Here is a 25,700-nt window from a genome sequence, read left to right as displayed (position 1 = left end):
CCTTGAAAGTCGAAGGGCGAGCGGTCACGGACCGCGGTTCTTCTCGTACCACTCCACCGTCTCGCGCAGTCCGTCCTCGAACGGGATCCGCGCCTTCCACCCGAACTCGCGCTCCGCGCGCGAGGTGTCAAGCATCCGCCGCGGCTGCCCGTCGGGCTTCGACGTATCCCACACGATCTCGCCGTCGAACCGGCACAGGCGGGCGACCAGGGGCACGAGGTCCCGGATCTTGATCTCGAACCCCGCGCCCAGGTTCACCGGGTCGCTCTTGTCATACTTCTCCGCCGCCTCGACGATCCCCTCGGCGGCGTCCCGGACGTGGAGGAACTCGCGCGAGGCCTCGCCGGTACCCCACACGACGATCTGCTCGTCTCCCCGCTCCCGCGCTTCGACGCACTTGCGGATGAGGGCAGGGATGACGTGCGAGGTGTGGAGGTCGAAGTTGTCGCGCGGGCCGTAGAGGTTGACGGGGAACAAGACCGAGGAGTTGAAGCCGTACTGCTGACGGTAGGCCTGGCTCTGCACGAGCAGCATCTTCTTCGCGAGCCCGTACGGTGCGTTCGTCTCCTCCGGATAGCCGTTCCAGATGTCGTCTTCCTTGAACGGCACCGGACAGAACTTGGGGTAGGCGCAGATGGTGCCGAGGGCGACGAGCTTCCGAAGGCCCACCTGCCGGCCCACCTCGATGAGCTGAACACCCATCATGAGGTTGTCGTAGAAGAACTTCCCCGGGTTGTCCCGGTTCGCGCCGATGCCGCCCACCCGCGCCGCAAGGTGGAGGACCAGCGTCGGCTTCGCGTCGGCGTAGAGGCGCCGCACGTCCTCCATCTGGACGAGATCGTAGTCCCGCGAGCGGGGGACGAAGATCTCGCGCACTCCGCGCCGGCGCAGCTCCTCGATGACGAAGCTGCCAAGGAAGCCGGCGCCGCCGGTGACGACCAAGCGCTGACGCGACCAACTACTGACCATGGCGCGGACACTAGACACAGCGGGACCTCGAGTCAAACCGGCTCACGTGATCATCCAGATGACGTGGCGCTAAGTCAGGGCCAGGCTCCTTTGCCGAAGAACCGAGGACATCTAGCCCACGCGACGCGGCATGACCTAGAATGCCTTGCCCATCGCGTTCGGTCGCTGATCTCCCTCGGTCCAAGTCCGCAGGATAACGCCACCGGGCGGCCCCCGAGTCCGGGCTGGCTGAGTCGCCATTCCGAGGTTCCGTCTGAGGTCGCTGAAGATGCGTACGGTCGTACCCAACGAGAATCATGGCGTGAGCGAAATTCCGACGGTGCCTGGCGCGCGACCTTCGGTTCGCCGGAGGGTGCCAGCGCCGCTGCTCTTTTGCGCGGTTCCCGCTACTGCGCTCGGCGTGTGGACCATTTTCGGGGAGCCCGAGTCCCGGCTAGGAGAGGTCGGGGGGATCTTGGCTTCCGCCGGTTGGGCGGCGTTGATCTGGGCAGGCCTGCGGTGGATAACCCGCCGCTCGGGGTCACGCCTCGGTCGAGCGCTCGACGTGATTCTCGCGGTGAAGACGCTCGCGGGCCTGGCGCATTTCTACCTGCTATTTGCACCCGCGGCGGCGATCTCGTCTGCGTCCGACATTGCGAAGGCGCATTACACGGGTGACATGCCAGTGCTCGATTACGCCGCAAGGGCGTTCGCGCTTGAGCGGTCTCTGCACGGTCTCGGATCTGCGCTGTTTGGAGAATTCGACCGAGCGATAAACAACCCTGGAGTCGGGGTTATATATGGGTTGCTCTACGGCGCGTTTGGCCATTACGCGACCGTCGCGATCCCGTGGAACGCTCTCGCAATGGGCGTGGCCGCCTTGCTTGTGAACGCGACTGGCTGCGCGCTGGAGGCCGACAGGCGGGCATCGCAGCTAGCAGCATTTGCGACGGTGCTCATGCCAAGTTTCTTTGTGGGACCGCCCCTCTATCGCGACCAGTTCATGATTATGCTGATCGCGTTGGCGGGCTATGCGGCCGTTCATGTCGCCAAGCACCCGTCTGCGGCATCTACGGCTGTACTCGGTTTGTCCGGAGCGATGCTGTGGGCGCTCCGAGACCCGTATGTTCTGCTGCCTGCCGTTGCGCTCGCCGCTGCGTTGCTGGCGCCTGCGCTTCAGGGACGTGGCAAGGTGGCCCTGGTCGGGCTCGTGTCGGCAGGAGTGCTAATCTATGCCCTCTTCTCGGTGCTGCCGGCTGAATGGCACATGGCAATCGCCGAAAGGATCTCTGATTCTTACGGCCGGGAACAGGCAGGGAAGGCCGCGGCAGCATTTGGCGGCGGTATCTTAGGGAAGTCCGTGTTTCTCCTGCTGACTCCGATGCCATGGTACCAGAGTGTCGCCCAGTCACTTCTCGTCTACCAAGTATTTGACTATGCACAAACGGTGCTGTCGCTCACCGTAGTCGTGGCGATTGTTCTGTCGGCATATTCCTCCGTCGAGAGGAACCCGTGCGTTAGCGCATTGATGTACGGGTGTGCGATTTTCGGTCTTGCGTTGCTGGCTCAGGAGCTTCACCAGAGATACGCGCAGGTTGCTCTGCCTATGGTCATGCTGGGGGGTGGGCATGCGCTCCTCCGCAAGTGGCGCCCTGCCCTCCTTGTGAGCGTTGTACTGATTGCCGGTGCGCATGTCGCCCTGGAAGTGATCTGATGATGCTCTGCATTTCCATCGCGGCGCTCAGTCGCTCGCTCCGGGGCCGCACAACTGGTGACTGGTTGGTGAAGCGGTGCGGGCGGTGTTGGGTGCGCTGAATGTACGAGAGTGACGCAGGCAAGAACGGCATTTTCGGTTGGGGGCGTTGGATGATCCCGTGCTTTCGAACCGTTGAGCGGCTCGCGCGAAACCGCGAGGCGCGGATTGTCCTCACGTTCTCAGTCGCAAATGCCCTCGCCGCACTCGCTGGGAACCGGTTGCTGACGGAATGGGCCGCGCCGCGCGAGCTGGGCACGTTCTACATGTACATGAATCTCGCGTTGTGGCTCGCGCTGCCGGGGGCGGGAGCTTACACGCTCGTGTTCCGGTTCTGGCCGCTGGCAAAGCGGGAAGGCGCCTCGCGCGCCGTCGCCCTGGTGCTCGCGAAGGGCATCGCGGCGGAGTTCGTGATTGCCGCGATCGTGGTGGCCGGCATGCGGGCGGTGGGTGTTCCGGTTCCCGTCCGGGCGATGATCCCCCTGTGGATAACTGGCGCCGCGCAGGCCGCGGCTCAGGCTGCCGCTCCAGTAGCAGCGGCGGAGCGTCGACGTATCACCGCTGGCCTCATGGCGTTCGCGAGCACGCCCTCGCGATACTTCGTGCTCGCAGCAGGAGTGGCAGCGGGATTGAGCTCGGCAGAAGCACTTCTATGGGTACAGGCCGGTTACTCGGCTGCACTCGCGGTCGTTGGATGGATGGTGCTGCGAAGCGCCGTCGATGCGACTCGGCACTCGACGCTCGATGCCGTCTTCGACTCCGGGCTCACGCGGCAAGTGATGTCGTATTCACTGCCGTACCTCCTGAGCGCGGCTCTCGCCCAGGTGTGCACGTCCGCCGAGCGATGGGGGCTCGCCCGCATCGGAAGCCCGTCATCGACCGCGATGTTCGTCCTGGCCGTTGGGATAGCGACGGCAGGCACCAACGCCGTCGCGGCGCCGCTCTTGAGCTATTACCAGCCACTCATCACTCAGGCTGCGACCGCTCAGGATTCGAGGCTTCTGAGTCTGTTGCGCAAGCTGGTGACGATCACCGGGGTAGCGATGGCCGGTGCGATCGTCGTGGCGCTCGTGTTTAGTGAGTTCGCAACCCAGTTGCTGTTCGGAAGTCGTTACGCTGCCGTCGCGGGCGTGTTGCCAAGTGCGGTGATCGGGGCGACCGCATTCGCGATGGGTCAGGCCCTGGCCATGTTTCCTTACGCCGCACGTGACGCCATAGGTCCGAACGTCGCCTTGGGCGTGTCGCAGGTTGCCTACGCGGTGGCACTGTCGCAGTATCGGCCCGCTGGAGATGCTGCATCGGCATTTGCCCGAGTATACGCGGGTGCGTACGTGGGGTACGCAGTGCTCATGGCGATGCTCGCCGCGCGGTGGGCACGCACGTTCGCCTTGGCGCCTCAGGGTTCTGAGGCGGACATGAAACGTCGCCTCGTCATGCCCCGCCCGGAGTGAGCCGCATGAAGATCATGGTGGTCGGATACTTTCACTCAGCGCACTGGGAGCCCGCGTCCGTCGAGGCGTTGGCGCGGTTGGGCCACCATGTCGTCGGCTTCGATATGGCGCGGTATTGGGGGAAGGACTACGCGTCCCGCGTAGTCAGGCGCCTGCAGCCACGTCTCGCGTTTGCCAGGGCCAATCGCGATCTCGTCGCTGCGGTACGCAAGGAACGTCCTGACGCCGTCTACTGTCGACGCTCGATCGAGATCTCGGCTGACACGCTGCGCACGATTCGGGCGGACGCGGGGGCGGTGCTCGTGTCGTATATGAACGACGACCCGTTTGGCTTTCGGCGCGGTCATCCGATGTGGCGTGCGTTCGTCGAGGCGATCCCTGAGTATGACGTCCACCTGGTATTTCGGGAGGTGAACGTTCCAGAATTTCATGCGCACGGAGCGCGACGCTGTCGCGTGTTGTTGCCCTATTTCGTTCCGGAGCTGCACCGGCGCCTCGCGGTGACAGAAGAAGACCGGGCGCGGTACGGTTGCGACGCGATCTTCATTGGACACGGAGCGGTCGATCACCGCGTCGCATTTCTGCGGAAGGCGGCCGAGGCAGGGTGTCGTATCAAGGTGTTTGGCCCCCACTGGAGCGGTCCCGCAGCTCCAAAGCGGCTCGGGGGCATCGAAGTGCGTGGGGGCGTGTTCGGAGAGGAGTACGTGAAGGCCATCAATGCAGCGCGGGTCTGCCTGTGCTTCTACGATCACGGAAACCGTGATGCTCTCACGACGCGCAACATGGAGATCCCAGCCTGCGGCTCGGTGCTGGTTGCCGAACGAACCGAGGCGGCAATGAATGTCCACGTCCATGGCGAGGAGGCGCTCTTCTTCGACTCACCTGAGGAGATGATCGAGCACATCCGAGTTCTGCGCGACCCCGCGCTTCGCGACCGGATTGGTGGTGCGGGGCTCGCGTGGGCCGCGAAGGGCGAGCACCGCGTTGAAGCTCGCATGGCAGTCGTGGTCGACGAGATCGAGCGCGTTCGAACCGGCGGCGATGTGGGTCGGCCCCCGCTTGCCATAACGGGCTGAGGGACGCGCACGTTTCCATGATGAAGCACTTCGTCACCAAGACTGGACTTTGGGCCGCCTATCGGGCGGGGCAGCTCGAGCGAGCCTTCGCGCGACGGGCAAGGCGCTACGCGTGCCTCGTGGACGAGCGGGAGACGGCCGGAGAGATCCGGCAGCGCGTCGGTCCGAGGCCGCCAAGGGTGATCGGGGAGGTACGCACATTCGCGGTCATCCCCAACATCTCCTGGCACATGGCGATGCTGCCGGAGCTTCACGAACTCGGGCCGGTCGCGCTCTTCGATTTCGCCGATGACCGGCACGTGTCCCGGCACGGACGGAACGGCTGGGAAAGACGTCGGAATGAGGTCAACGAGGAACTGTTCGAGCGCATCAGCGCCGAGCATCGCGCTAACGGCGTCGATTGGGTCTTCATCTACACGGAGGGAACCCACCTCCTCCGGCAGACGCTCCGCCGAATCCGGCAGGAACTCGGCATTCCTACCGTGCTGATGTGCCTCGACGACAAACAGTCCTGGGAACTCGGACCAATCGGAGATCAGGACCGCGGCCTGGTCGATATTGCCGCCGACGTGGACCTCTACTGGACGAGCGCGCGGGAGTGCGTGCCCTGGGTGCGGGCGGTCGGAGGGCGGCCGCACTACATGCCGGAAGGCTGCGATCCCCACTTCTACAGGCCGGTCGCTGTCCCGAAGCGGTACGACGTCGCGTTCGTTGGCGCGGCGTATGGATTTCGGCCACGGTTCATCCAGCGGCTTCGCGCGGCGGGCCTCGACGTGACGGTGTTTGGCCCAGGGTGGCGAAAGGACTCATGTCTGTCGGAGCAAGACATGGTGCGTGTCGTCAACGAAAGCCGCATCGTGCTGGGTCACGGCGGCATCGGCTATTCGGAGACGCTCCGCAACGTCAAGGGACGCGACTTCGACTTCCCGGCTGCCGGCGGGGGCGTCTACATCACGACCCACAACCCCGACCTCGCGCTGCACTTCGAGGAAGGCCGGGAGATACTCTTCTATCGAAGTGATCGCGAGCTTCTGGAGCGCGTCCGATGGGTGCTGTCGAATGATCGGGAAGCCCGGCATGTTGCTGAGCGCGCGCGAGCGAGATGCGTTCGTGAGCACCGGTGGATGCATCGGTTCGCCGAGGCGCTCGGGATTCTAGGGATCCTCCCACCGCAACCGCAGGTGCGCGCAAGGGAAGCAGAGGGTGGCTGAAGCTGGTTCTTGTATCGGGAGAATCACCATCTCGTAGACACGAAGGGCCAAGAGGGCGAGTACACGAATGGCGCGCAATGTAATCACCTACGGAACCTTCGACATGTTCCACGTAGGCCACCTTCGGCTGCTTCAGCGGCTTCGGAATCTCGGCGACCGGCTCATCGTGGCGGTGTCCACCGATGAGTTCAACGCCGCGAAGAACAAGAAGGCAATCATCCCTTACGAGGGGCGCGCGGAGATCGTCGGGAGCCTGAAGATCGTCGATCAGGTGATTCCCGAACATAGCTGGGACCAGAAAGCGGCGGACATCAAGAAGTACGATATCTCGGTGTTCGGGATTGGCGATGACTGGTCAGGCAAGTTCGATCATCTGAAGGTCCACTGTGAAGTCGTGTACCTCCCGCGAACGCCGGACGTTTCGAGCTCCGCGCTTCGTAGAATGGCCCGCGCATTGGACCCGGAGATGATCGAGCGCCTCCGGGAGGTCCATGCCGTTCTCGATCAGATGGTCAGGAACTTCGAGTGAGGTCAAGGCTGCGGAAGTTCCCAGGAAGCGCGGCGCGGTGGGCCGCCGGGATCGCTTTCTTCGCTGCGAAAGCGGTCACGCCCAAGAAGCTGAACCGTGTCGTCCTGAACACGTTTCCAGACTACGACGATACGACGCGAGCGTTCGTGGAGTTCCTGGAGGATCGGCGCGCCGATCTCGTGGTTCTCGTTGACGACGACCGTGCTGCGCCCGAATGGATGGCGCATGCCAGGGCTCGGTGCGTACGGAAGCGAAGCCCCGCGGGAATATGGAATTACCTGACGGCCAGGTGGGTGTTCTTCACGCACGGGTGCTTCTCATATCCATGTCTCTCTTCGCGCCAGTTGATTGTGAACTTGTGGCACGGAATGCCGTTCAAGCGGATCGCTCGCCTGGATCCCTCGCAGGCAGACGCGCTCATACCGCGGTGCCATAAGACCATCGCGTCGAGCGAGAGGTTCCGAGGTCTCATGGCACGCGCCTTCGGCCTCAGCGAAGCGGATGTCCTGCTCTCAGACCATCCTCGAAATGACTTGCTGGGCGCCCACGCCGATGGACTCGCGAACGAGATTGGGGGGGCGAGAAGAGTGATCGCGTGGCTGCCGACGTATCGACGTTCCGTCGTTGGGGACGTTCGGATCGATGGCGATGTGAGCCAGGACATCCTCTCCGGGCTGGTCGACCTCGCTCCGGTCGACGAGGTTCTCGATCGCCATGATGCACTCTGCATCGTGAAGCCGCATCCGATGGCGAGCTATGACCCTGACGCCTTGAAGGCGTACCGGCGGATTCGCGTACTGGCTGACGATGATCTGCGCGCGGCAGGCGCGACGACCTATGGGTTTCTCGGACTCGCCGACGTACTGATCTCTGACGTATCGTCGGTCGTCGTAGATTGGCAGGGCACGCGGCGCCCTTTGGTCCTGTTCATGGGGGATTTTGAGGAGTACTCGCAGACGCGGGGCCTTCTCGTCTCCCCGCAGGAGGTCGTCGGCGGCGCTACATGTCGTAACGTTGGAGAGCTGGCCAAGGAGCTGAATCGCATCTTGTCGGACCCGAAAATCCGCGACGGATGTCGTCCTGGACCGAGCGGGTTTCCTCGCACGCGGGCGCTCCTGGAGTCGATCGCGCCAGAACTGCTCGAGCCGAGGACTGGCTAGAGCCAGGCCGGTGTGGGTAGGGCCGATCGCGCCTCGCCCAGGAGCCGCGAAACCTTGGAGAGCCTGGATGAAGGTTGGACATCTTTCATGGGTCTTATCGCAGGCGGGGGGCGGGATTCCCCCCGTTGCCTTTGCTGTGGCCCAGGCGCAACGAAGCGAGGGCGCTGACGCCCAGGTTTTCGGTGTGCGCCACTCGTCGGCTGCGACGGTGTCCTGGGGCGGCGTTCCCACGACCGAGTGCCTAGTGCTCGGACCAACCGCGCTGGGATATGCGCCCCGCCTTCGCGGTTCGCTCGCAGCCTTCGGGCCTGATGTGATGCATCTCCATGGCTTGTTCACCTGGCCATCTCAGGTGGCTCGTGCGTGGCGCCGCCGCACGGCCGGTGCGCTCTTGGTCAGTCCTCACGGGATGCTGCACCCGATGGCTCTCACCCGCTCGGCATGGAAGAAGAGGCTGTTCCGGTTGGCGATCGAGGATGCCAATCTGCGGAACGCGCCTTGCCTGCACGCGCTTACGATGGCAGAAGCGTCGGACATTCGCCGCGCCGGATATCGCAATCCGATCGCCATCATTCCGAACGGGGTCGACGCGCAGCTCGAACATTCGTCTCCCGGTCGGAGCGCGTTCGATGACGCATTCCCGGCGACGCGGTCGCGGCGCATCCTCCTCTACATGGCGCGATTGCATCCCGTAAAGGGTCTCGATCGACTGATAGACGCCTGGGCTCTCGTGCAGCGGGATAAGGCGGCCGGCCATTCGGAATGGATCCTCGTCGTCGCTGGCCCTGATCAGCTCGGGTTCGGGGCGACGATGGCGCGCCGAGTACACGATCTCGGGATCGGTGAGCGCGTATTGTTCACGGGCCCGCTCCAGGGCTTCGTGAAGTCGGCGGCGCTGCGTGCGGCGGATGCGTTCGTTCTGCCTTCCCAGCATGAGGCGTTTTCGGTGGCGCTCCTCGAAGCGATGGCCGCGAAGCTGCCGGCGGTCGTGAGCGCGGGATGCAATTTCCCGGTCGACCAGCACGGTGCGGGCTGGGTCTTCGAAGGTACACCGGAGTCCCTGGCGCGCGTGCTGTGCGAGTTGTTCTCTGCGCCTCGGATGAGGCTCGAGGAGATGGGCGAACGTGGACGTGCCCTCGTAGAGTCTCGATACACCTGGCCGAAGATCGGGGCGGAGCTGCTCTCCGTGTATCGTTGGATTCTCGGTGGCGGATCGCCGCCTTCGATGGTGGAGGTCGCATGAGTCGTCCCGTAACGAACCTTTCAGCGTTCGACAATGCCTGGTACGACCCGGGACGATCTCTCGGGGTCCGGCTCGCCTGGATGGCTTTGAACAGGGTGTTTCTACAGACGTGGATGCCGTGGCCGTCCACGGTCAAGGCGGGATTGCTTCGCTGGTTTGGGGCGCGAATCGGAAAGGGAGTGGTGCTCAAGAACCACATCAGCGTCAAATACCCGTGGAATTTGACAATCGGGAATGACAGCTGGATCGGCGAGGGCGCCTGGATCGACTCCCTTGCCAACGTGACGATTGGCTCTAATGCATGCCTCTCGCAGGGCTGCATGATTGAAACGGGCAACCACGACTGGTCGAAGCCAGCTTTCGATCTGATCGTGCGTGAAGTCGTCGTCGAGGACGGCGCGTGGGCTGCGGTGAAATCGGTGCTCTTGCCTGGGAGCAGGCTTGCGTCGCACGCGATCCTCGGTGCTGGCTCCGTCTTGTCCGGTGACACCGAGCCTTACGGCATTTACGTCGGCGTTCCCGCTCGCAAAGTGAAGGAGCGCAATATCGACGCGGCGGGATGAACGTCCGCTCGTGAGCCTCTCCCTGGGAGTCGGGTTGCGGTGCGCCGTTCGAGGACACCATCAGCGCCGTGGTGAGCGCTGAAGCGTGACGAGCGTCAGGGCAGCTGCTCAGTAGGTTACCGATGTCTCGCCGACGGCCGGCACGACGCCGACGCCGAAGACGCTCAGGAAGCCGCCCCGCGCATGAGTTGTATCGGTAGCAGAGACGGCGTCCCCCGTGTCGGTGCGCGTGACGGTGACGTTCGCGGCGTCGAGATCGACGCGCAGAGGGATGACCTGTCCCTGCACGAGTGCTGGCCAGGTGCCTCTTGCGATGATCTCGATCGCGCCGTCCTTCGCCCGTACCAGCTCGACTGCGCCACTCAGCCGCAAGGCGACGTAATACCCGTTCGTCCCTGTCGTGCCGAGCAGCCCGGTGTCGTTGTCGGTCGTCCACGCGAACCTGAGGCCGACGTAACGGCTCGCGTCCCCGCTCGTGGGCCCGTTTTGCACTCGGATCGTGGTGCTGATCTTCTGGGTCGCGGGAGAGTCCGCGGTGCGGATGCCGGAAACCTGGATGTGCGAATAAGCTCCATCGGAGACGGTACCCGGGCCCGCGAACGTCGCGAACCCGTCCACGATTGCCTTCGTCCAGCCCGACGTGGTCGCGTGGCTCAGCCAGCCAGACCCCAGGAGTCTGGACGGAATCGGGACGGTTGTGGTTCCCGGGGGCGTGCGCTTGTTCATGAGCATCGCCAGATACTCGGGATCGTCGGTCACGAAACCGTCGACGCCCCATGCCGCGAGCCGCTCGGCTTCCGTGAGGGAGGACACGGTCCACGTCAGCACGTTCGCCCGGATCGCGTGCATGTCGGCGACGTATTGCTGCGTCAGCGCATTGCGACCGACCGACACGCCCCACAGCCTGAGCGATAGGACGGTCGCAGGGGTCACGGTGCCCGTGGCGATGAGCACGAGCGGGATGCCCGCATCGACGCGCCGCATGGCGATGAGCTGCTCCGCGGCGAACGAATAGCCGATCACGCGAGATTGAAGCGCATATTTCCTGATCAGCCTCGCCGCCTCGGTGCCGGCCGGGCCCGTCGATGGCTTGATCTCGGGAGCGAGCAGGCTCTCGGCTCCGTATCGCTGGAGATACTCGTCGAACAGCGGAACGCGCTGAGGCGAGAAGATGTCGGGACGGTAGACCTGGGAGGCATCCAGGGTGGCGATCTGCGCGAGCGTGAGGCTCGAAACGTTCCCGAGGGTCACGCCGGTCGTTCGATCTACGGAATCGTCGTGCATCAGGACGAGCGCGCCGTCCGCGGTGCGCTGGACGTCCGTCTCGATGGCTGTCCGTGCGGCGGCCGCGGCTTCGAAGGCAGCGAAGGTATTTTCGGGCGCGGATACGTTCCCTGACCCACGGTGGCCGATGATGAGCGGGCGCGGCGCATCGTCCCATGCTGTGTGCGGTAACGGCTCGGCACCGCTGCAAGCGAGGAGCACCAACGAGGCGATCGTCAGCGGAATCTTCATGGCGCCCGCATGCTACCGCATGGGAACCGGATTCCAGGCAGGGCAGAAAGGATGATCATGAGCAAGCTGCTCGTGCCTTCCGGGCCTCGGTCATCTGCAGGAAAGTGTCGCGAAGGTGCCGCCATTCCACCCCTGAGACGTTCACAAGGTCTTTGGCGGCGGTGCACGTGTCGGAGATCAGGCGCTCCCGCATTTCGCGGACAATCCCTTAGCGTCGCTCTCGCTTCATGCGCTCGGTCCCTGCCTGGTGAACGTTCCGCGCCCGTGATATATGGCCTTCGGGAGAACGGGAATCGAGCGCTGCCGTTGGGTCGATTGCGCACTGGCGCGAACACGCTCGCCCTCATTGCCTACCGCGCTACGCGCGCGTGCGGCGTGAGTCCCCATCACGCCGGGTGAGTTGCCGCTGGGGAAAATGTGCGCGTCCTGCTCCTGAACCAGTTCTTCCACCCCGACCTCTCCGCCACATCCCAGATCGCGACCGACCTCGCGGAGGATCTCGCAGCCTCGGGTGTCGAGGTGACTGCGCTCTCAGGACGCGGGAGTTACCTGGGCGGAAAGCAGCTCGGTGCGCGAGACGAGCATCGTGGGGTCCAGATCGTTCGAGCGTCCGCGACGTCCCTCGGAAAGCGAACTCTCCTGCATCGCGGCATGGACTACGCGAGCTTCTACGCGACGGCGGGCGCTGCGCTCGCGAGGCTTCCCCGGCACGACGTCATGATTGCGATGACGACGCCGCCGCTGATTGCGGCGGCGGCCGCCGCGCTGAAGGGGCCGAAGCGAAGCCGGCTCGTGTACTGGGTCCAGGATCTCTATCCCGACGTTGCGGTCGCCTTCGGCGCGCTCGGGCCACGTTCGCCGCTCACGCGCATGATGGCAGCGGCCTCGCGTGCGGTGATGCGCCGCGCGGACCGCGTCGTCGTGCTCGGGGAAGTCATGGGCGAGCGATGCGTCGCGTCCGGTGCCGATCCGGCCCGCATCAGCGTCATCCCGAACTGGGCGGACGCCGCTGCGGTCCATCCCGTCGAGCACGGGCGCAACTCGCTCCGGGACGGCCTCGCGAACGGGGCGCGCACGGTCGTCATGTACTCGGGGAACATGGGCCTGGCGCACGACATCGCGACGCTCCTCGGCGCCGCGCGACGGCTGAGGGACAGGCGGGACGTCGCGTTCGTCTTCATCGGCGACGGCGCCAGGAAGCGCGACGTCGAGGCCGCGGCGCGGGAGCTGCCGAACCTGCGGCTCGAGCCCTACCAGGCGCGCGAGCGGCTCGCGGAATCGCTCTCCGCGGGCGACCTGCACCTCATCGGTCTCTCGCCCGAGATCGAGGGGCTCATCGAGCCGTCGAAGCTCTACGGGATCATGGCAGCGGGCCGGCCCGCGCTCTTCGTCGGGCCGGAAGGGAGTGAAGTCGCGCGCACGATCGTGCGGCACGATTGCGGGCGTGTCCTGCGAAATGGGGACGCCGAAGGGCTAGCGTCGGCCATCGCCGAGCTGGCGGACGATCACGATCTGCGCATCGCCATGGGCGAACGCGCGCGGGCAGTGCTCGAGCAGCGCTACGCGCGCCGGGTGGCAACCGCGCGTTTCAAGGGACTTCTCGAGGAGTTGTGCACTGTGCCGGGCGTCGCTGGGGCGGCGACGGCCTGACGCGGCGAGCACCGCCTTCACCCTCGCTCGCTTTTCGTACCGTGTCCCCCGGACCCCCTATGGCGCTCGTCTGCCCGCATGCTAGAAGGGCGCTTGCACCGCTGGTGCAGGTGCACTGAGCGGGAGCGGCAGCAAGGCCGGGGGGCCGCAGCACATGATCCGGATCAGGAATCATTACGCGGACGCTCTGTCCGCGGTCAGGGACGCGCGTTGGAGGCGGACATGAGAGCCGCCGCCCTCGCCTTTGTCGCATCCACCGCCACGGGCGCGGTCCTCACGCCGTTCGTTCGCGAGTTCGCGCACCGCCGTGGCCTGCTCGATCACGCCATCACCTCCCGCAAGATCCACGGCAAGCCCGTTCCGCGGCTCGGGGGGATCGCCATCGTCCTGGCGTTCTTCGCGCCGCTCCTCGCGCTCCTCTTCGTGAACAGCGAGGTGGGCCGCCAGTTCTACGCGATGCCGCGCCGCGCGTTCGGCCTCTTCGCAGGCGGGCTCGCCATCGCCCTGCTCGGCGTCCTTGACGACCTCAAGGGCGCGAACGCGAAGACCAAGTTCGCGGTCCAGTTCGCGGTCGCCGGGCTCATGTACTGGCTCGGCTACCGCATCGACGTCATCGCGAACCCGTTCGGCGCGGACATCCCGCTCGGCCTCCTCGGGCTCCCGTTCACGCTGCTCTGGATCGCCGGCGTCATCAACGCGCTCAACCTCATCGACGGCCTCGACGGCCTCGCGGGCGGGGTGGCGCTCATCGCGGTCCTCACCACTTGCGCCATCGCCCTGCGGGGCGGCGCGCCGCTCATGGTGCTCTTCACCGCCGCGCTCGCCGGCGCGGTGCTCGGGTTCCTCTTCTACAACTTCAACCCGGCCACCATCTTCATGGGCGACACGGGGTCGATGTTCCTGGGGTTCGTGCTCGCGACGACCGCCATCCAGACGAACCGCGCGTCCTCCAGCGCGGTCGCGCTCCTAGTCCCCATCATCGCCCTCGGCATCCCCATCGCCGACACGCTCCTCGCCATGGCCCGGCGGGCCGCGCGCGGCGCGCCGCTGTTCTCGGCGGACCGCGGCCACATCCACCACCGGCTCCTCGCCCTCGGCCTCGGCCACCGGCAGACGGTGCTCGTCATCTACGGCGCCTCCGCTCTGCTCGGCGCCGCGGCCATCTCGGTCACCTACGCGTCGGCGTCGCAGGCGATCTGGTTCCTCCTCGCGCTCGCCGCGGTCGGCTACCTCGCGCTGCGGCGCCTCGGCTTCGTGAACGTGAAGCTCGAGGACACGCAGCGGATGCTCGTGGACCGCAGGCGTAACCTCGAGCTCCGCGGGGCCATCCGCCGGCTGGGCGCGACGCTCCGGGAGGCGCGCGGGCTGGACGACGTCTGGACCGCGCTGCAGCTCGGGGCGGCGGTCCTGGGCGCACGCGCGGTCGCGCTGCACCTCGCTGACGACGCGGCGAACGCGGACGCGTACACGCGCGGGTTCGACGCGCCGGCTGCGGACGAGCTCTTCCGCGCGCGCTACGGTGTCCTGCCCGAGCGGCCGGGCGACAGGCACGTCGAGCTGGGCTGGGACGACGGGCGGGCCTCCATCGACCGGGACACCGAGATCGCCCTCGAGCTCCTCTGCGAGCACCTCGCCGACGCGCTCGAGCGCATCGACCGGCCGGCGACGGTGACGCCGCTGGACGGGCTCCGACGGGTCGTGGGCTTCAGGCGCTGACCGTCCTCCGCTCACCCTTCGAGTGAGCGGATTCTCTTCGGCTCGCGGTCGGACCTCGACCGCGTCGCGAGGGCGAGCGGCTGCGCCCCGGGTTAAGACACCCGCTCGATGGCCGCCCGCCCGCCCACCCCCGTCCTCCGCCGCCTCGGCGGCCTCCTCCGCGAGGAGCTGCCGGCGCTCTCGCTCGGCACCGTCCTCCTCATCGCCGGCGCGGGGCTCGCGCTCGTCTACCCGCAGGGCATCCGGCTCATCGTGGACGGCGCCATCGCCGGCAAGGATCCGCGCGCGGTCACCCGGGCGGCGGGCGTGCTCGCGGTCATCGCGATCGTGCAGGGCCTCGCCGTCGCCGGCCGGCATATCCTCTTCTCGCTCGCGGGCGAGCGCGGCGTGCGGCGCGTGCGCGAGCGCCTCTACCAGAGCCTCCTCGATCAGGAGATCGGCTTCTTCGACTCCTCCCGCACCGGCGAGCTCATCTCCCGGCTCGGCACCGACTCCGCCACCATCCAGAGCCTCGTCGCCGCGAACGTGTCGATGGTCTTCCGCCACGCCATCACCGCGCTCGGCGGCATCGGGCTCCTCTTCGTCACCTCCCCGCGCCTCACCGTGGTGATGCTGCTCGTCGTGCCGCCCATCGCGGTCGGCTCAGTGTTCTACGGCCGCAAGGTCCGCGCGCTCGCGCGCCACTACCAGGACGCGCTCGCCGACGCCTCCCACGTCGCGGAGGAGTCGCTCTCCGCGATGCGCACCGTGCGTGCCTTCAACGCCGAGCCCGCCGAGCGCGGTCGCTACGACGCCGCCATCGCCGCCTCCTACGACGCCGCGCGCCGGCGCGCGAGGGCGGGCTCGCTCTTCATGGGCGGCGCCTCGGCGGGCGTCTACCTCGCCATCGCCGCGGTGCTCGGCTACGGCGGCCAGCTCGTCGCGCGCGGCGACCTCACCGCTGGCGCGCTCACCGCGTTCCTCGTCTACACGCTCCTCATCGCCATGAGCCTCGGCGGCCTCGCCGACCTGTGGGCGGAGGCGATGAAGGGCATCGGCGCGGCGGAGCGGGTGTTCGCGCTCATGGACCGAGTGCCGGAGATGCCGGTCGCGGGCGGGCTCCGGCCGGCGCGCTGCGAGGGGCGCATCGCGCTCGAGGGGGTGCGGTTCTCCTACCCCGCGCGCCCGGACGTCGAGGTGCTGGGCGGGATCGACCTGCACATCGCTCCGGGCGAGGTGGTCGCGCTCGTCGGCCCCTCCGGCTCGGGCAAGTCCACCGTCGCGGCGCTCCTCGGCCGGCTCTACGACCCGGGCCAGGGCCGGCTCACGCTCGACGGCCATGACCTGCGCACCCTCGATCCCACCTGGCTGCGGGCGCAGATCGGCGTCGTCCCGCAGGAGCCCACGCTCTTCTCCGCGTCGGTGGAGGAGAACGTGCGCTACGGCCGGCCGGCCGCAACGCACGAGGAGGTGGTGGCCGCCTGCCGCGCAGCCCACGCGGACGCGTTCGTGCGCGGGTTCCCGGAGGGCTACGCGACGCGCGTCGGCGAGCGCGGCCAGCAGCTCTCCGGCGGGCAGCGCCAGCGGCTCGCCATCGCGCGCGCCGTCCTCAAGGACCCGCGCATCCTTCTCCTGGACGAGGCGACGAGCGCGCTCGATGCGGAGTCCGAGGCGCTCGTGAAGGACGCGCTCGCGCGCCTCATGACCGGCCGCACCACGGTGATCATCGCCCACCGGCTCTCGACGGTGGCGAGCGCCGATCGCGTGGTGGTGATCGAGGGCGGACTGATTGTGGAGTCGGGCCCCCATCGCGAGCTCGTGGCCCGTGGCGGCCTGTACCAGCGGCTCGTGGAGCGACAGCTCCGCGCGGGGTAGACTCGGGGCGGAAGGGCCGGTACCCTGCACATCCAGTTCGGGGGGTGCCGGACGGGCTTCTGGCGCGGCGATCCCGCTCGTGCTTCGACAGGCTCAGCACGAGCGGAATACGCGGGTGCTCTCCAGTACGTGATGCTCGACCGAGTCCTGATCGTGTGCGTGGGCAACATCTGCCGGAGCCCCATGGCGGAGGCGCTCCTGCGCGCGAAGTTTGCGGCGCGGGGCCGCGGCCAGGTGGAGTCAGCGGGGCTCGGCGCGCTCGAGGGACGGGGTGCCGACCCGATCGCGGTCGCCCTCATGGCTGAGCGGGGGCTCGACCTCACTTCCCACCGGGCGAGGCAGCTCACCCCCGAGATGCTTGCGGCGGCCGACCTCGTCCTCGTGATGGAGTCCGGCCATCAGCGGAAGATCGAGGCGATCGCGCCCTCGGCGCGCGGTCGCGTGCACCGCATCGGAAAGTTCGGAGGGTTCGACGTGCCGGATCCGTATCGCCTGCCCCGCGCCTCCTTCGAGGCGGCCCTCGCGCTCATCGAGCGCGGCCTCGAGGACTTCGACCGTGCGTTCTGGAGGGCGCCGTGAGCGTCGCGCGTCACGTGCTCGTTCCTCGACCGAGCCCCGCCAGCGGGAGCACGCTCGGGACGAACGGGAATCGGATGGGCATCGCCCTGGCCGCTCTTGCCCTGCTCGCCACGGGCTGCCGCTCCGTCTACCCCGGCCTCCAGTTCCAGCAGGGCGCGCTCGAATCACGCGGTACCGCCGAGCAGCCCATCGAAGTCGTCCCCATCTCCCCGAAGGTCCTCGTCGAGCAGGCCGACGCGCGTGTTCGCGCCGCTGGCGCCCGCCCGAAGGACCCGCTCGCGGACCAGGCCGCGAGCTGGCAGTACCGGATCGCCCCTTACGACGTCGTCTCGGTCATCGTCTGGGATCACCCCGAGCTGACGATCCCCGCAGGCGAGTTCCGTGCGGCGGAGACGTTTGGCAACGCCGTGCAGGCGGATGGGACGATGTTCTACCCGCATGTCGGCGTCCTCGCGGTGGGCGGCAAGACGCTCCCCGAGGTCCGTGTCCTCATCGCCGATCGGCTCCGCAAGTACATCGAGAACCCCCAGCTCGACGTGCGCATCGCGGCGTTCCGCGGGCAGCGCGTCGAGGTGACGGGTGAGGTGGTGCAGCCGACGACGCTGCCCATCACCGATGTACCGCTCCGCGTGCAGGACGCCATCGCCGCCTGCCGCGGGCTCGGACCGAACGCCTGGACGCGCGGCGTCGCCCTCACGCGCGAGGGCCGCACCTACCGGCTCGACCTGCAGGCCTTCTACGACGAAGGCGATCGCTCGCAGAACTGGCTCCTCCAGGACGGCGACGTGGTGCACGTGCCGTCGCGCGAGGAGAACAAGGTCTTCGTGCTCGGCGAGGTGACGCGCCAGTCCTCGAAGCTCATGGTGCGCGGCCGGATGAGCCTCGCCGAGGCGATCGGCGACTCGGAGGGCTTCGTTCCGGCGACCTCGAACCCGGGCGAGGTGTACGTGTTCCGCGGCCGCTACGACGCGCCGCGCGTCTACCGGCTGAACGCGTCGAACGCCGACGCGATGCTGCTCGCCACCCAGTTCCAGCTCGAGCCGCTCGACGTCGTCTACGTGGCGCCGTACGGGCTCGCCAACTGGAACCGCGTCGTGACGCAGATCCTCCCGACCATCCAGGGCATCTGGCAGAGCGTCGATCTCGCCAACCGCGGCGTGAACGCGGTGCAGGGGAAATAGTCCAATGTCGAAGCGGGGAGACGTGGCGCTCGAGGTCGTTCCCGGGTCGGCGCGGACGCCGGAGGAGCTGCCGCCCGCCGAGGTGGGCGACGAGGACGAGGTCTCGCTCCGCGAGTACCTCGACGTCGTCCTCGCGAACCGCTGGCTCATCGCGGCGGCCACCGCGGGCGCGCTCGTGCTCGGCGGCGCGTACGCTTTCCTCGCGACGCCCGTCTACCGCTCCGACGTGCTCGTTCAGGTCGAGCAGAAGAAGGGGGGCCTCGGCCTCGGCGACCTCAGCGACATGCTCGGCGATAGCACGCCCGCGGAGACGGAGATCGAGATCCTCCGCTCGCGCGCGCTGGTGGGCGCTGTGGTGGACGAGCTCCGGCTCGATCTCGTCGCGCGACCGCGCCGCTTCCCGCTCGTCGGGGGCCCCGTCGCTCGCGCCTATCAGGGCGAGGAGCCCCGCGGCGCCGTCCTCGGGCTCGGCGCGTTCGGCTGGGGCGGCGAGCGGATCGCGCTCGGCCGGCTGGAGCTCTCGCCAGCGCTCGCCGGCCACAAGCTGACGCTCGTCGCGGGCGAGGGCGGCGCCTACCGCGTGAAGGACGAGGACGGGAGCGCGCTCGCCGAGAGCAAGGTGGGCGAGCAGGTCTCGAGCGGCGGGCTCGAGCTCTTCGTGGCCGACCTGCGCGCGCGACCGGGGACGGAGTTCCGCATCTCGCGCCGCCCGCGCGACGAGGTCGTGGAGGAGCTGCAGCAGGACCTGCGCATCTCCGAGAAGGGCAAGAAGACGGGCGTGCTGCAGCTCGCCCTCGAAGGGCCCGACCGCGCCGGGATCGCCGCGATCCTCGACTCGCTCTCGCGCAAGTACCTCCGGCAGAACGTGGAGCGGAAGAGCGCGGAGGCGCAGAAGACGCTCGAGTTCCTGGACGAGCAGCTGCCCGCGCTGCGCTCCAAGCTGGAGGGTGCGGAGGTCGAGCTCGAGCGGTACCGCGCGCGTGACGGCGCCGTGGACGTCACGCTCGCCACCCAGGCCGCCCTGCAGCGCGTCGTCGAGGTCGAGAAGGGCATCTCCGAGCTGCAGGTGGAGTACGCGGCGCTCCGGCAGAAGTTCACGGAGAGCCACCCGGTGCTGGTCGCGATGCGAGACAAGCTCTCCCGGCTCGCGGAGGAGCGCGCGCGCATCGACCGGCGCATGAAGGACCTGCCCGAGGCGGAGCTCGAGTCGGCCCGGCGGCTGCGCGACGTGAAGGTCGCGAACGAGCTCTACCTCACCCTGCTCAACCGCGCCCAGGAGCTGAAGGTCGTGAAGGAGGGGACGATCGGCAACGTCCGCATCCTCGACGCGGCCATCGTCCCCGCGAAGCCCGTCGCGCCCCGCAAGGCGGTGGTGCTGCTCCTCGCCCTCTTCCTCGGCGCCGCCGCGGGCGTCGCGATCGCCTTCGCGCGCCGCGCCCTCGATCAGGGGATGGAGGACCCGGAGGCGATCGAGCGGGCCACTGGCCTCGGCGTGCACGCGAACATCCCACGCTGCGAGGGGCACGCGGAGGGCGAGCGTCGCGCGATCAAGGAGCGCCGGCCGGTGCCCGTGCTGGCCGCCACGGATCCAGCCAGCATGACCGTCGAGGCGCTGCGCAGCCTGCGGACGAGCCTCCAGTTCGCGCTGTTCGAGGCGCGCAATCCGATCGTCACCATCGGCGGTCCAGCGCCGGGTGTCGGCAAGTCGTTCGTGGCGGTGAACCTCGCCCACCTGCTCGGCGAGTCCGGCAAGCGGGTCGTGGTGGTGGACGCGGACCTGCGCCGCGGCTACCTGCACCGGCACCTCGGCCTCCGCCGCGCGCCCGGGGTCTCGGACGTCCTCGGCGGGCAGGTCTCGCTCGACGAGGCGCTGCGCGAGACGGGGAGCGAGAAAGTCCGCTTCCTCTCGACCGGCCGCATCCCTCCGAACCCGGCGGAGCTTCTCGGGAGCGAGCGCTTCCAGCGGCTCCTCGCCGAGCTCGCCGGCCGCTTCGACGTGGTGCTCATCGACACGCCGCCCATCCTCGCGGTCACCGACGCGGCGCTCGTCGCGCGCCACGCCGGCGTGAACCTCCTCGTCCTGAAGTGGGGCGCCCATCCCCTCCGCGAAGTGGTGGCGGCGCTGCGCGCGTTCGGCCGCGGCGGCGCGCGGGTGCACGGGATCGTCCTGAACGGCGTCTCGGTCGAGCGGGGGCTCGGGCGCGGCAGCGCGTACCATTACCAGTACCGGTATGCGGCGGCGTCGAGTGACGAGGAGTAGCCCGGAAGCGCCTGCCGTCGTTCCGCGGACACCTCGGGCGATACCACCACCGCGCGGCGGTGACACGAGGCGTGCCGGCGCGGAGATCCAAGACCGCGAGCTGGGAAGCGTACGCACCCTGCGCACTACCCTCGATCGGGCTCGCGGCCGCCGGGGCGGAAATGAAGGTTTGCGCTCCGGCGCGGGCGCGCGTGGTGCACGAGTTCCGCCCTGACGTCACGGTGGCCGCACTCGCGCCACGGCGCGACACGTCTAGCGAGCTGGGCATGCGCCGCAGATGACTGGCAGGGCACCTGCGGACGGGCGCGCCCTAGGCGCCCGGGCAGCCGACGTCCCGTCAGCGCCATGGATGACCGTTGCGTCGCTGAGGTAGGGTCGTCGCGACGAAGCGGCTTGTGAGACGAAATCCGTTAGGGCGTGAGGGGACATGTGCTCTTGGTCGCCTGCGCCCACGTTCAGCCTGCCGGTGGGCGTCATACGCTGCCGGAGCAATTACGACCGTTACCCGTTTGCCAAGACAGTGCGCTGGTGACGTCGAGCGCCGGCGTGAAGTACGAAAAGGGGTGCGCGGTGTAAGCCACGCGCGTGAAATGGCGACTCACCTCGAGCACCAATTGGATGGCGACCAACGCGAAATTCGGACCCCTGCTGGGCAACTCGATCTGGAATACGCTCGGTTCGGCAGCACCTGCTGTCGTCGCGATTCCGGCGATGGGGTGGTTGGCGAGGGTTCTGGGAACGGAGAAGTTCGGGCTTCTCACTCTCGCCTGGGCACTCGTAGGCTACTTCGCCATCATGGACCTCGGGATTGCGCGTTCGGTCTGCTGGCTCGTCGCGCAGGAACCGCGAAACGCCCGTCGGCACCAGGCGGTGCTCGGGACCTCCGTATGGGCCTCCCTTGCTTTCACCGTCGGGATCGGATTCCTCGGCTTCTGGTTCGCCGAAGAATTGACGGGTTTACTAAACGTCACGCCCACCAACTCTCACGACGCCGTTGCCGGCACGAGGGCGCTCGTCCTCACTCTACCCCTGCTGGTGATTACGACGATCTTGCAGGCCTTCCTCGAGGGGCTTCAGCAATTCAAGGACGTAAGCCTGCAACGGATCGTGACGGGCGTGCTCATCGCGGCGGTCCCAGTCGCGCTCACGGCGATGACGCCCTCGCTCGAAATGGCCGTCTGGGGGCTCGTCGTTGCTCGAGCGGTAAGCGTCATCATTGCCTATCGGCGCCTTACGTCGTTGACATCGCTTCGTGTATCAGCTTTCGACCGTAACATCTTCGGCCAGATGTTCCGATTCAGCGGCTGGATCGCGCTGTCCAATTTCATCTACCCGCTCATGGGATATATGGATCGCTTCTGGCTTTCGAACCGGGTCGGTGCCGGTAACGTGGCGATCTACACCGGTCCGGCCGAAATAGTGGCGCGCGCCACGAGCGTTCCGGTGGCGATTTCGAGGGCGTTGTTCCCCGCGATTTCAGACGCGACGGTAGGTGCGCAACAGCGGTCGTCCGCAAGGCGGAAGGCGACGCTCCTGGTGCTTCTGACCTCCGGCCCTGTCGCTGCGGCGTTTCTCGCCTTCGCGCGCCCGCTCGTCACGGTGTGGCTCGGACCGGAGATCGCCAGCGGCGGCTCCCGGGTCCTTCAGGTTCTAGCGATCGGCTATCTCCTGAGCGCGCTCGCCCAGATCCCATTTTCGGCACTCCAAGCGCGCGGGAGGTCTAAAGCGACAGCTGTCGTTCATGCCGCTGAGCTGCTGCCATACTTCGCGCTGCTTTTGGCGCTAGGAACACGGTTCGGCGCGTATGGCGTCGCGTGGGCCTGGACGATCCGTGTAGCCGCGGACTACTTCGTTCTCGCCATTCTCGCGCGCTGGGATGCCGGGACCGGCGCCGAGCGCCGTGAAGCAACGCAGCCTCTGCCGGGAGCGCTCCCGTGAACCGCTACGCGCCCATCACGTTGAGTGCGCCCAAGATCATCGCCTTCTACCTGCCGCAGTTCCACCCCATCGAGGAGAACAATGCGTGGTGGGGACCCGGTTTCACGGAATGGCACAACGTTGCCAAGGCCCGTCCTTTGTTTCGTGACCATCGGCAACCGAACCTTCCGGGAGAGCTCGGCTTCTACGACCTCCGTCTGAGTCAGACGCGCGCGGAGCAGGTGGCGCTGGCGAAGCAATATGGCGTTCATGGATTCTGCTATTGGCACTACTGGTTCGGAGGGAAGCGCCTTCTGGAGACCCCTCTCGAGGCGGTCCTGCGCAGTAAGGAGCCCGACTTCCCCTTCTGCGTCGGATGGGCGAACGAGTCGTGGACGGGTGTTTGGCACGGCTCCCCGAAGAGAGTGCTGATCGAGCAAACTTACCCCTATCGTGACGCCGAGCGGCACTACGCGCTGCTTCGAAGGTTCTTCGTGGATCCGCGATACATAAAGCACGAGGGCAAGCCATTGCTGTTCGTGTACAAGCCGCGACATCTGCCGAAGGAGCGACGATACACCGATATCCTCCGAAGGCTGGCGCACTCCGACGGCTATCCCGGGCTCTATATCCTGGGTACATGGTCGCCGAATCTACGAGGGCGCTTCGAATCAACCGCGGAGGTGGGGATCGATGCGGCGGTAATTACAAACATCACGGGGAGAGATTCGTTCTCGCGCGTCCACTGGGTAGACGCGGTGACCGCGAAGATGTCGAGGGTCCTGTGCGTTCAGCGCGGTCCCAAGCGCATGCCCTACGCTGCCGCGGTGGGACCGATGCTCCCTGATCTCAATCGCTTCGCCTTCCCAGCGTATAACTGCGTGATCGCCAACTGGGACAACACACCGCGGTCCGGCCGAAGGGGGCTCGTTCTAACCGGTTCGTCGCCCGAAGCCTTCCGGTCAGCGCTCCGCATCGCGTTCGCCAATCTCGCCGCGCGTCCCCGGCGCCCCGAGACCGGTGAATTTCTGTTCCTGAAGTCATGGAATGAGTGGGCGGAAGGAAACTACGTCGAGCCGGACCAGGTGAACAGGCGAGGGTTCTTGGAGGCGATCTCCGGCGCATTTGCGGACATGGACCTGTCTCCATGATGGCGATGCGGGCGGAAGCCGTGACGTGACAAGCCGATGCTTCTGAGCCACGTCATCCTTGCTGTGCTCGGTGGGGTCGCACTGGTGGTCGCGGCTCTTCGGGCGGTGGCGCATCTCCACGTCTCAGAGAACGAGGAAGGCGCCTGGGTCGTCGACCGGCTCGCTGCGGGATTGCTGGTGGTCATGCTGGTCCTCCTAGCGTTCCGGAGCCTATCGTTCGGAGTCGATACCGCTGCGTACGCCGAGATGTTTCACGCGTATTGCCACGGCGATGCGCTGCGAGACATGGACGGCGGCTTCCGTTTGTCCGCGCTTCTCCTGAACGGAGCAATGCTCGGAGCGTGCGACGTGCGCATGCTGTGCGCAGCATGGGCAGTTATCGTCACAATGGGCATCCTGCTGGCCACTGGGGCGGCGCAAGACAAGTCCCGGTTTACAGCCCTCCTGCTCGTGTCGATGGTCGGCATCGAGCTCACGACGAATGCTCTCCGGCAGGGGTTCTCGGTAGGGCTCGCGATCGCGGCCGTGTCACACTGGCCGACGCGACGCGTCGCGGCGGTCGCGTTCGGAGCCGGTGCCGTCGCGCTTCACGCTAGCGCAGCTTTGGTATTCGTCGGCCTCGCCGCCGCGACGCTTCCGTGGGCCCGCTTCCTCGCGGTCCTTGGAGCAGCCTGCGCCGTCGTCGCTATCTCGCTGAAGTTTGAGCCGACGTTCGTAGCGGACGTCGTACCGCTGCAGCGGCTTCTCTACTATGTCGAGAAGTACCAAGGCCTTGAAGGCGACGAGATATGGGTGCGAGTTCTCTCCTTCTCTTCCACGCTGCTCACGATGGTCGCGGCGCTGCTGGCCATGCCAACTCAACAGCTGAGACTCCAGCTGCTGAAGGACGAGAGGTTTCTCTCGGCGGTGCGTCTCGCGGCGACGTGTCTTCCTTTCCTCGTGATCCCATACTTCGGCTACCGCTACGTGTATGGGGTGTTCCCGATCGTTCTGTGGAGGGTCCTTGCTCCGGCCAACGAATCTCGCGCCGTCGGAGCGAGGGCGTTCGCCTGGGTCCTGCTCTCGAACGCGGTCGTCCTGCTTGGCTGGAGTCTCGGTTCCCATTACATGCGATCGGTGCCGTTCTTTGAGTGACCTAACTGGCAACCAGGGGGACGCGCTCGGCATCTCCGTCGTCATCCCAACATACAACCGTCGTGAGTCATTGCTCCGCGCCATCGACTCTGTCGCTACCGCCGACCCTTCCCGCGTCGAGATCGTGGTGGTTGATGACGGCTCTGCCATCGACGCGAGGTCGTTCGTCCGCTTGGTGAATGCGCATGGGATCCCTGTTCGGTGCTTCCGGCAGCAGCGGAATCGGGGCCCTCAGGCCGCGCGCAACCTCGGGATTCGGCGTGCCAGGTATCCGTACGTCGCGTTTCTCGATTCGGACGATACATTTCGAGCGGACAAGGTCGACCGTGTGATGGCCGAACTGGCGTCGGGACGCATCGACCTCTTGTTTCATGCCGTTTCGGGCATGAAGAGTTACAACGTCCTTGGTGCGCTCTGGAGCCGGTACCTATCGTTCGCGATCCCGTTTCGATGGCTTGCGGCTGTGTACAATCCGGCTCCCACGCCAGGACTGGTAATCCGCCGCATGCGCCGCCTTGGTGCTCCGCGCCTCACCCATTGTGAGGACTACTTCTTCCTGCTGCGGTACGCGTCGTCCGAAATCAGAGTGCGGTACATCCATGACGAACTCTCGTCCGTGTGCCGCGCTCCGGGGACGGGCGGGGGCCTTTCTGAAAGTGCCTGGCGTATGCGCGTCGGCGAGTTCGCAGCTCGACGAGCCCTATTGAAAGAACGGAGGTTCTCGAACTGCACACGATTTCTTGTTGGAACTGCGGTCGGCGTTGCGCGGGTCGCAAGCGACCTGATTCGTGGCCGTTATTTCGGGTGAG

20 protein-coding genes are annotated in these 25,700 nt (G+C 66.8%); 18 read left to right on the top strand and 2 right to left on the bottom strand.

All coding sequences use genetic code 11. From position 1 onward, the window contains the following. Positions 1–24: 24 nt before the first annotated feature. A complete protein-coding gene (locus MNY62_RS13915; protein ID WP_242344779.1) occupies positions 25–942 on the bottom strand; it encodes a GDP-L-fucose synthase family protein in 918 nt (305 codons plus the stop codon). 481 nt (positions 943–1,423) lie between these two features. Here MNY62_RS13915 and MNY62_RS13910 point away from each other — a divergent pair, with 481 nt between their 5' ends. From MNY62_RS13910 to MNY62_RS13875, 8 genes are all read left to right on the top strand, one after another. Beyond that, the gene (locus MNY62_RS13910) at positions 1,424–2,662 is read left to right on the top strand and encodes a hypothetical protein (protein ID WP_242344778.1); all 1,239 of its coding nucleotides are present in this window, start codon (positions 1,424–1,426) and stop codon (positions 2,660–2,662) included. Positions 2,663–2,763: 101 nt separating this feature from the next. Continuing rightward, positions 2,764–4,152: a polysaccharide biosynthesis protein gene (locus tag MNY62_RS13905; RefSeq protein ID WP_242344777.1), complete on the top strand. Its 1,389-nt coding sequence runs from the start codon at positions 2,764–2,766 to the stop codon at positions 4,150–4,152. Between the two features lie 5 nt (positions 4,153–4,157). Then, complete coding sequence (locus MNY62_RS13900) at positions 4,158–5,228, top strand: CgeB family protein (protein WP_242344776.1); 1,071 nt, start codon at positions 4,158–4,160, stop codon at positions 5,226–5,228. Between the two features lie 17 nt (positions 5,229–5,245). Then, complete coding sequence (locus tag MNY62_RS13895) at positions 5,246–6,439, top strand: CgeB family protein (RefSeq protein ID WP_242344775.1); 1,194 nt, start codon at positions 5,246–5,248, stop codon at positions 6,437–6,439. 67 nt (positions 6,440–6,506) lie between these two features. Then, the gene (locus MNY62_RS13890) at positions 6,507–6,968 is read left to right on the top strand and encodes an adenylyltransferase/cytidyltransferase family protein (protein ID WP_332842175.1); all 462 of its coding nucleotides are present in this window, start codon (positions 6,507–6,509) and stop codon (positions 6,966–6,968) included. Continuing rightward, positions 6,965–8,128 carry a CDP-glycerol glycerophosphotransferase family protein gene (locus MNY62_RS13885; protein WP_242344774.1) on the top strand — a complete coding sequence of 388 codons (1,164 nt, stop codon included), beginning with the start codon at positions 6,965–6,967 and terminating at the stop codon, positions 8,126–8,128. Before MNY62_RS13890 ends, MNY62_RS13885 begins: the two co-directional genes overlap by 4 nt. A 67-nt stretch (positions 8,129–8,195) precedes the next feature. Continuing rightward, the gene (locus tag MNY62_RS13880; RefSeq protein ID WP_242344773.1) at positions 8,196–9,371 is read left to right on the top strand and encodes a glycosyltransferase; all 1,176 of its coding nucleotides are present in this window, start codon (positions 8,196–8,198) and stop codon (positions 9,369–9,371) included. After that, positions 9,368–9,934 carry a WcaF family extracellular polysaccharide biosynthesis acetyltransferase gene (locus MNY62_RS13875; protein ID WP_242344772.1) on the top strand — a complete coding sequence of 189 codons (567 nt, stop codon included), beginning with the start codon at positions 9,368–9,370 and terminating at the stop codon, positions 9,932–9,934. Before MNY62_RS13880 ends, MNY62_RS13875 begins: the two co-directional genes overlap by 4 nt. Positions 9,935–10,042: 108 nt before the next feature. Here the strand turns inward: MNY62_RS13875 and MNY62_RS13870 are convergent, their stop codons facing one another. Next, positions 10,043–11,449, bottom strand: a complete 1,407-nt coding sequence (locus MNY62_RS13870; protein ID WP_242344771.1) for a glycerophosphodiester phosphodiesterase — start codon at positions 11,447–11,449, stop codon at positions 10,043–10,045. A 417-nt stretch (positions 11,450–11,866) separates the two neighbouring features. On the opposite strand from MNY62_RS13870, the gene MNY62_RS13865 reads away from it, so the two are divergent. From MNY62_RS13865 to MNY62_RS13820, 10 genes are all read left to right on the top strand, one after another. Then, positions 11,867–13,099 carry a glycosyltransferase family 4 protein gene (locus MNY62_RS13865; protein WP_242344770.1) on the top strand — a complete coding sequence of 411 codons (1,233 nt, stop codon included), beginning with the start codon at positions 11,867–11,869 and terminating at the stop codon, positions 13,097–13,099. Between the two features lie 222 nt (positions 13,100–13,321). Then, the gene (locus MNY62_RS13860; protein WP_242344769.1) at positions 13,322–14,815 is read left to right on the top strand and encodes a glycosyltransferase family 4 protein; all 1,494 of its coding nucleotides are present in this window, start codon (positions 13,322–13,324) and stop codon (positions 14,813–14,815) included. A gap of 108 nt (positions 14,816–14,923) precedes the next feature. Further along, positions 14,924–16,669: an ABC transporter ATP-binding protein gene (locus tag MNY62_RS13855; RefSeq protein WP_242344768.1), complete on the top strand. Its 1,746-nt coding sequence runs from the start codon at positions 14,924–14,926 to the stop codon at positions 16,667–16,669. A gap of 132 nt (positions 16,670–16,801) precedes the next feature. Continuing rightward, positions 16,802–17,248 carry a low molecular weight protein-tyrosine-phosphatase gene (locus MNY62_RS13850; RefSeq protein WP_242344767.1) on the top strand — a complete coding sequence of 149 codons (447 nt, stop codon included), beginning with the start codon at positions 16,802–16,804 and terminating at the stop codon, positions 17,246–17,248. 74 nt (positions 17,249–17,322) lie between these two features. Next, the gene (locus tag MNY62_RS13845) at positions 17,323–18,429 is read left to right on the top strand and encodes a polysaccharide export protein (protein ID WP_242344766.1); all 1,107 of its coding nucleotides are present in this window, start codon (positions 17,323–17,325) and stop codon (positions 18,427–18,429) included. Between the two features lie 4 nt (positions 18,430–18,433). Then, positions 18,434–20,689, top strand: coding sequence for a polysaccharide biosynthesis tyrosine autokinase (locus tag MNY62_RS13840; RefSeq protein ID WP_242344765.1), 2,256 nt, complete (start codon positions 18,434–18,436; stop codon positions 20,687–20,689). Positions 20,690–21,307: 618 nt separating this feature from the next. Beyond that, positions 21,308–22,627: a flippase gene (locus MNY62_RS13835; RefSeq protein ID WP_242344764.1), complete on the top strand. Its 1,320-nt coding sequence runs from the start codon at positions 21,308–21,310 to the stop codon at positions 22,625–22,627. Then, positions 22,624–23,757 (top strand): glycosyltransferase WbsX family protein, encoded by a 1,134-nt coding sequence (locus tag MNY62_RS13830; RefSeq protein ID WP_242344763.1) that lies wholly within the window; start codon positions 22,624–22,626, stop codon positions 23,755–23,757. Before MNY62_RS13835 ends, MNY62_RS13830 begins: the two co-directional genes overlap by 4 nt. A gap of 36 nt (positions 23,758–23,793) precedes the next feature. Then, entirely contained in the window at positions 23,794–24,891 is a 1,098-nt protein-coding gene (locus MNY62_RS13825) for an EpsG family protein (RefSeq protein ID WP_242344762.1), read from the top strand. Next, on the top strand, positions 24,839–25,699 hold the full coding sequence (locus MNY62_RS13820; protein ID WP_279426582.1) for a glycosyltransferase family 2 protein: 861 nt from the start codon (positions 24,839–24,841) through the stop codon (positions 25,697–25,699). The genes MNY62_RS13825 and MNY62_RS13820 overlap by 53 nt, the downstream gene beginning before the upstream one ends. Position 25,700 lies beyond the last annotated feature (1 nt).

This window comes from Anaeromyxobacter terrae (assembly GCF_022690685.1).
Classification (GTDB): Bacteria; Myxococcota; Myxococcia; order Myxococcales; family Anaeromyxobacteraceae; genus Anaeromyxobacter; species Anaeromyxobacter terrae.
This window is presented reverse-complemented; position numbering and strand designations above follow the sequence as displayed.

What these genes read in the sequence shown, in the direction of transcription:
- MNY62_RS13855 (WP_242344768.1), top strand. Translation starts at nt 14,924, where the DNA reads ATGGCCGCCCGCCCGCCCACCCCCGTCCTCCGCCGCCTCGGCGGCCTC.
- MNY62_RS13845 (WP_242344766.1), top strand. Translation starts at nt 17,323, where the DNA reads ATGGGCATCGCCCTGGCCGCTCTTGCCCTGCTCGCCACGGGCTGCCGC.
- MNY62_RS13895 (WP_242344775.1), top strand. Translation starts at nt 5,246, where the DNA reads ATGATGAAGCACTTCGTCACCAAGACTGGACTTTGGGCCGCCTATCGG.
- MNY62_RS13900 (WP_242344776.1), top strand. Translation starts at nt 4,158, where the DNA reads ATGAAGATCATGGTGGTCGGATACTTTCACTCAGCGCACTGGGAGCCC.
- MNY62_RS13860 (WP_242344769.1), top strand. Translation starts at nt 13,322, where the DNA reads ATGAGAGCCGCCGCCCTCGCCTTTGTCGCATCCACCGCCACGGGCGCG.
- MNY62_RS13890 (WP_332842175.1), top strand. Translation starts at nt 6,507, where the DNA reads ATGGCGCGCAATGTAATCACCTACGGAACCTTCGACATGTTCCACGTA.
- MNY62_RS13905 (WP_242344777.1), top strand. Translation starts at nt 2,764, where the DNA reads ATGTACGAGAGTGACGCAGGCAAGAACGGCATTTTCGGTTGGGGGCGT.
- MNY62_RS13880 (WP_242344773.1), top strand. Translation starts at nt 8,196, where the DNA reads ATGAAGGTTGGACATCTTTCATGGGTCTTATCGCAGGCGGGGGGCGGG.
- MNY62_RS13840 (WP_242344765.1), top strand. Translation starts at nt 18,434, where the DNA reads ATGTCGAAGCGGGGAGACGTGGCGCTCGAGGTCGTTCCCGGGTCGGCG.
- MNY62_RS13850 (WP_242344767.1), top strand. Translation starts at nt 16,802, where the DNA reads ATGCTCGACCGAGTCCTGATCGTGTGCGTGGGCAACATCTGCCGGAGC.
- MNY62_RS13825 (WP_242344762.1), top strand. Translation starts at nt 23,794, where the DNA reads ATGCTTCTGAGCCACGTCATCCTTGCTGTGCTCGGTGGGGTCGCACTG.
- MNY62_RS13870 (WP_242344771.1), bottom strand. Translation starts at nt 11,449, where the DNA reads ATGAAGATTCCGCTGACGATCGCCTCGTTGGTGCTCCTCGCTTGCAGC.
- MNY62_RS13835 (WP_242344764.1), top strand. Translation starts at nt 21,308, where the DNA reads ATGGCGACCAACGCGAAATTCGGACCCCTGCTGGGCAACTCGATCTGG.
- MNY62_RS13875 (WP_242344772.1), top strand. Translation starts at nt 9,368, where the DNA reads ATGAGTCGTCCCGTAACGAACCTTTCAGCGTTCGACAATGCCTGGTAC.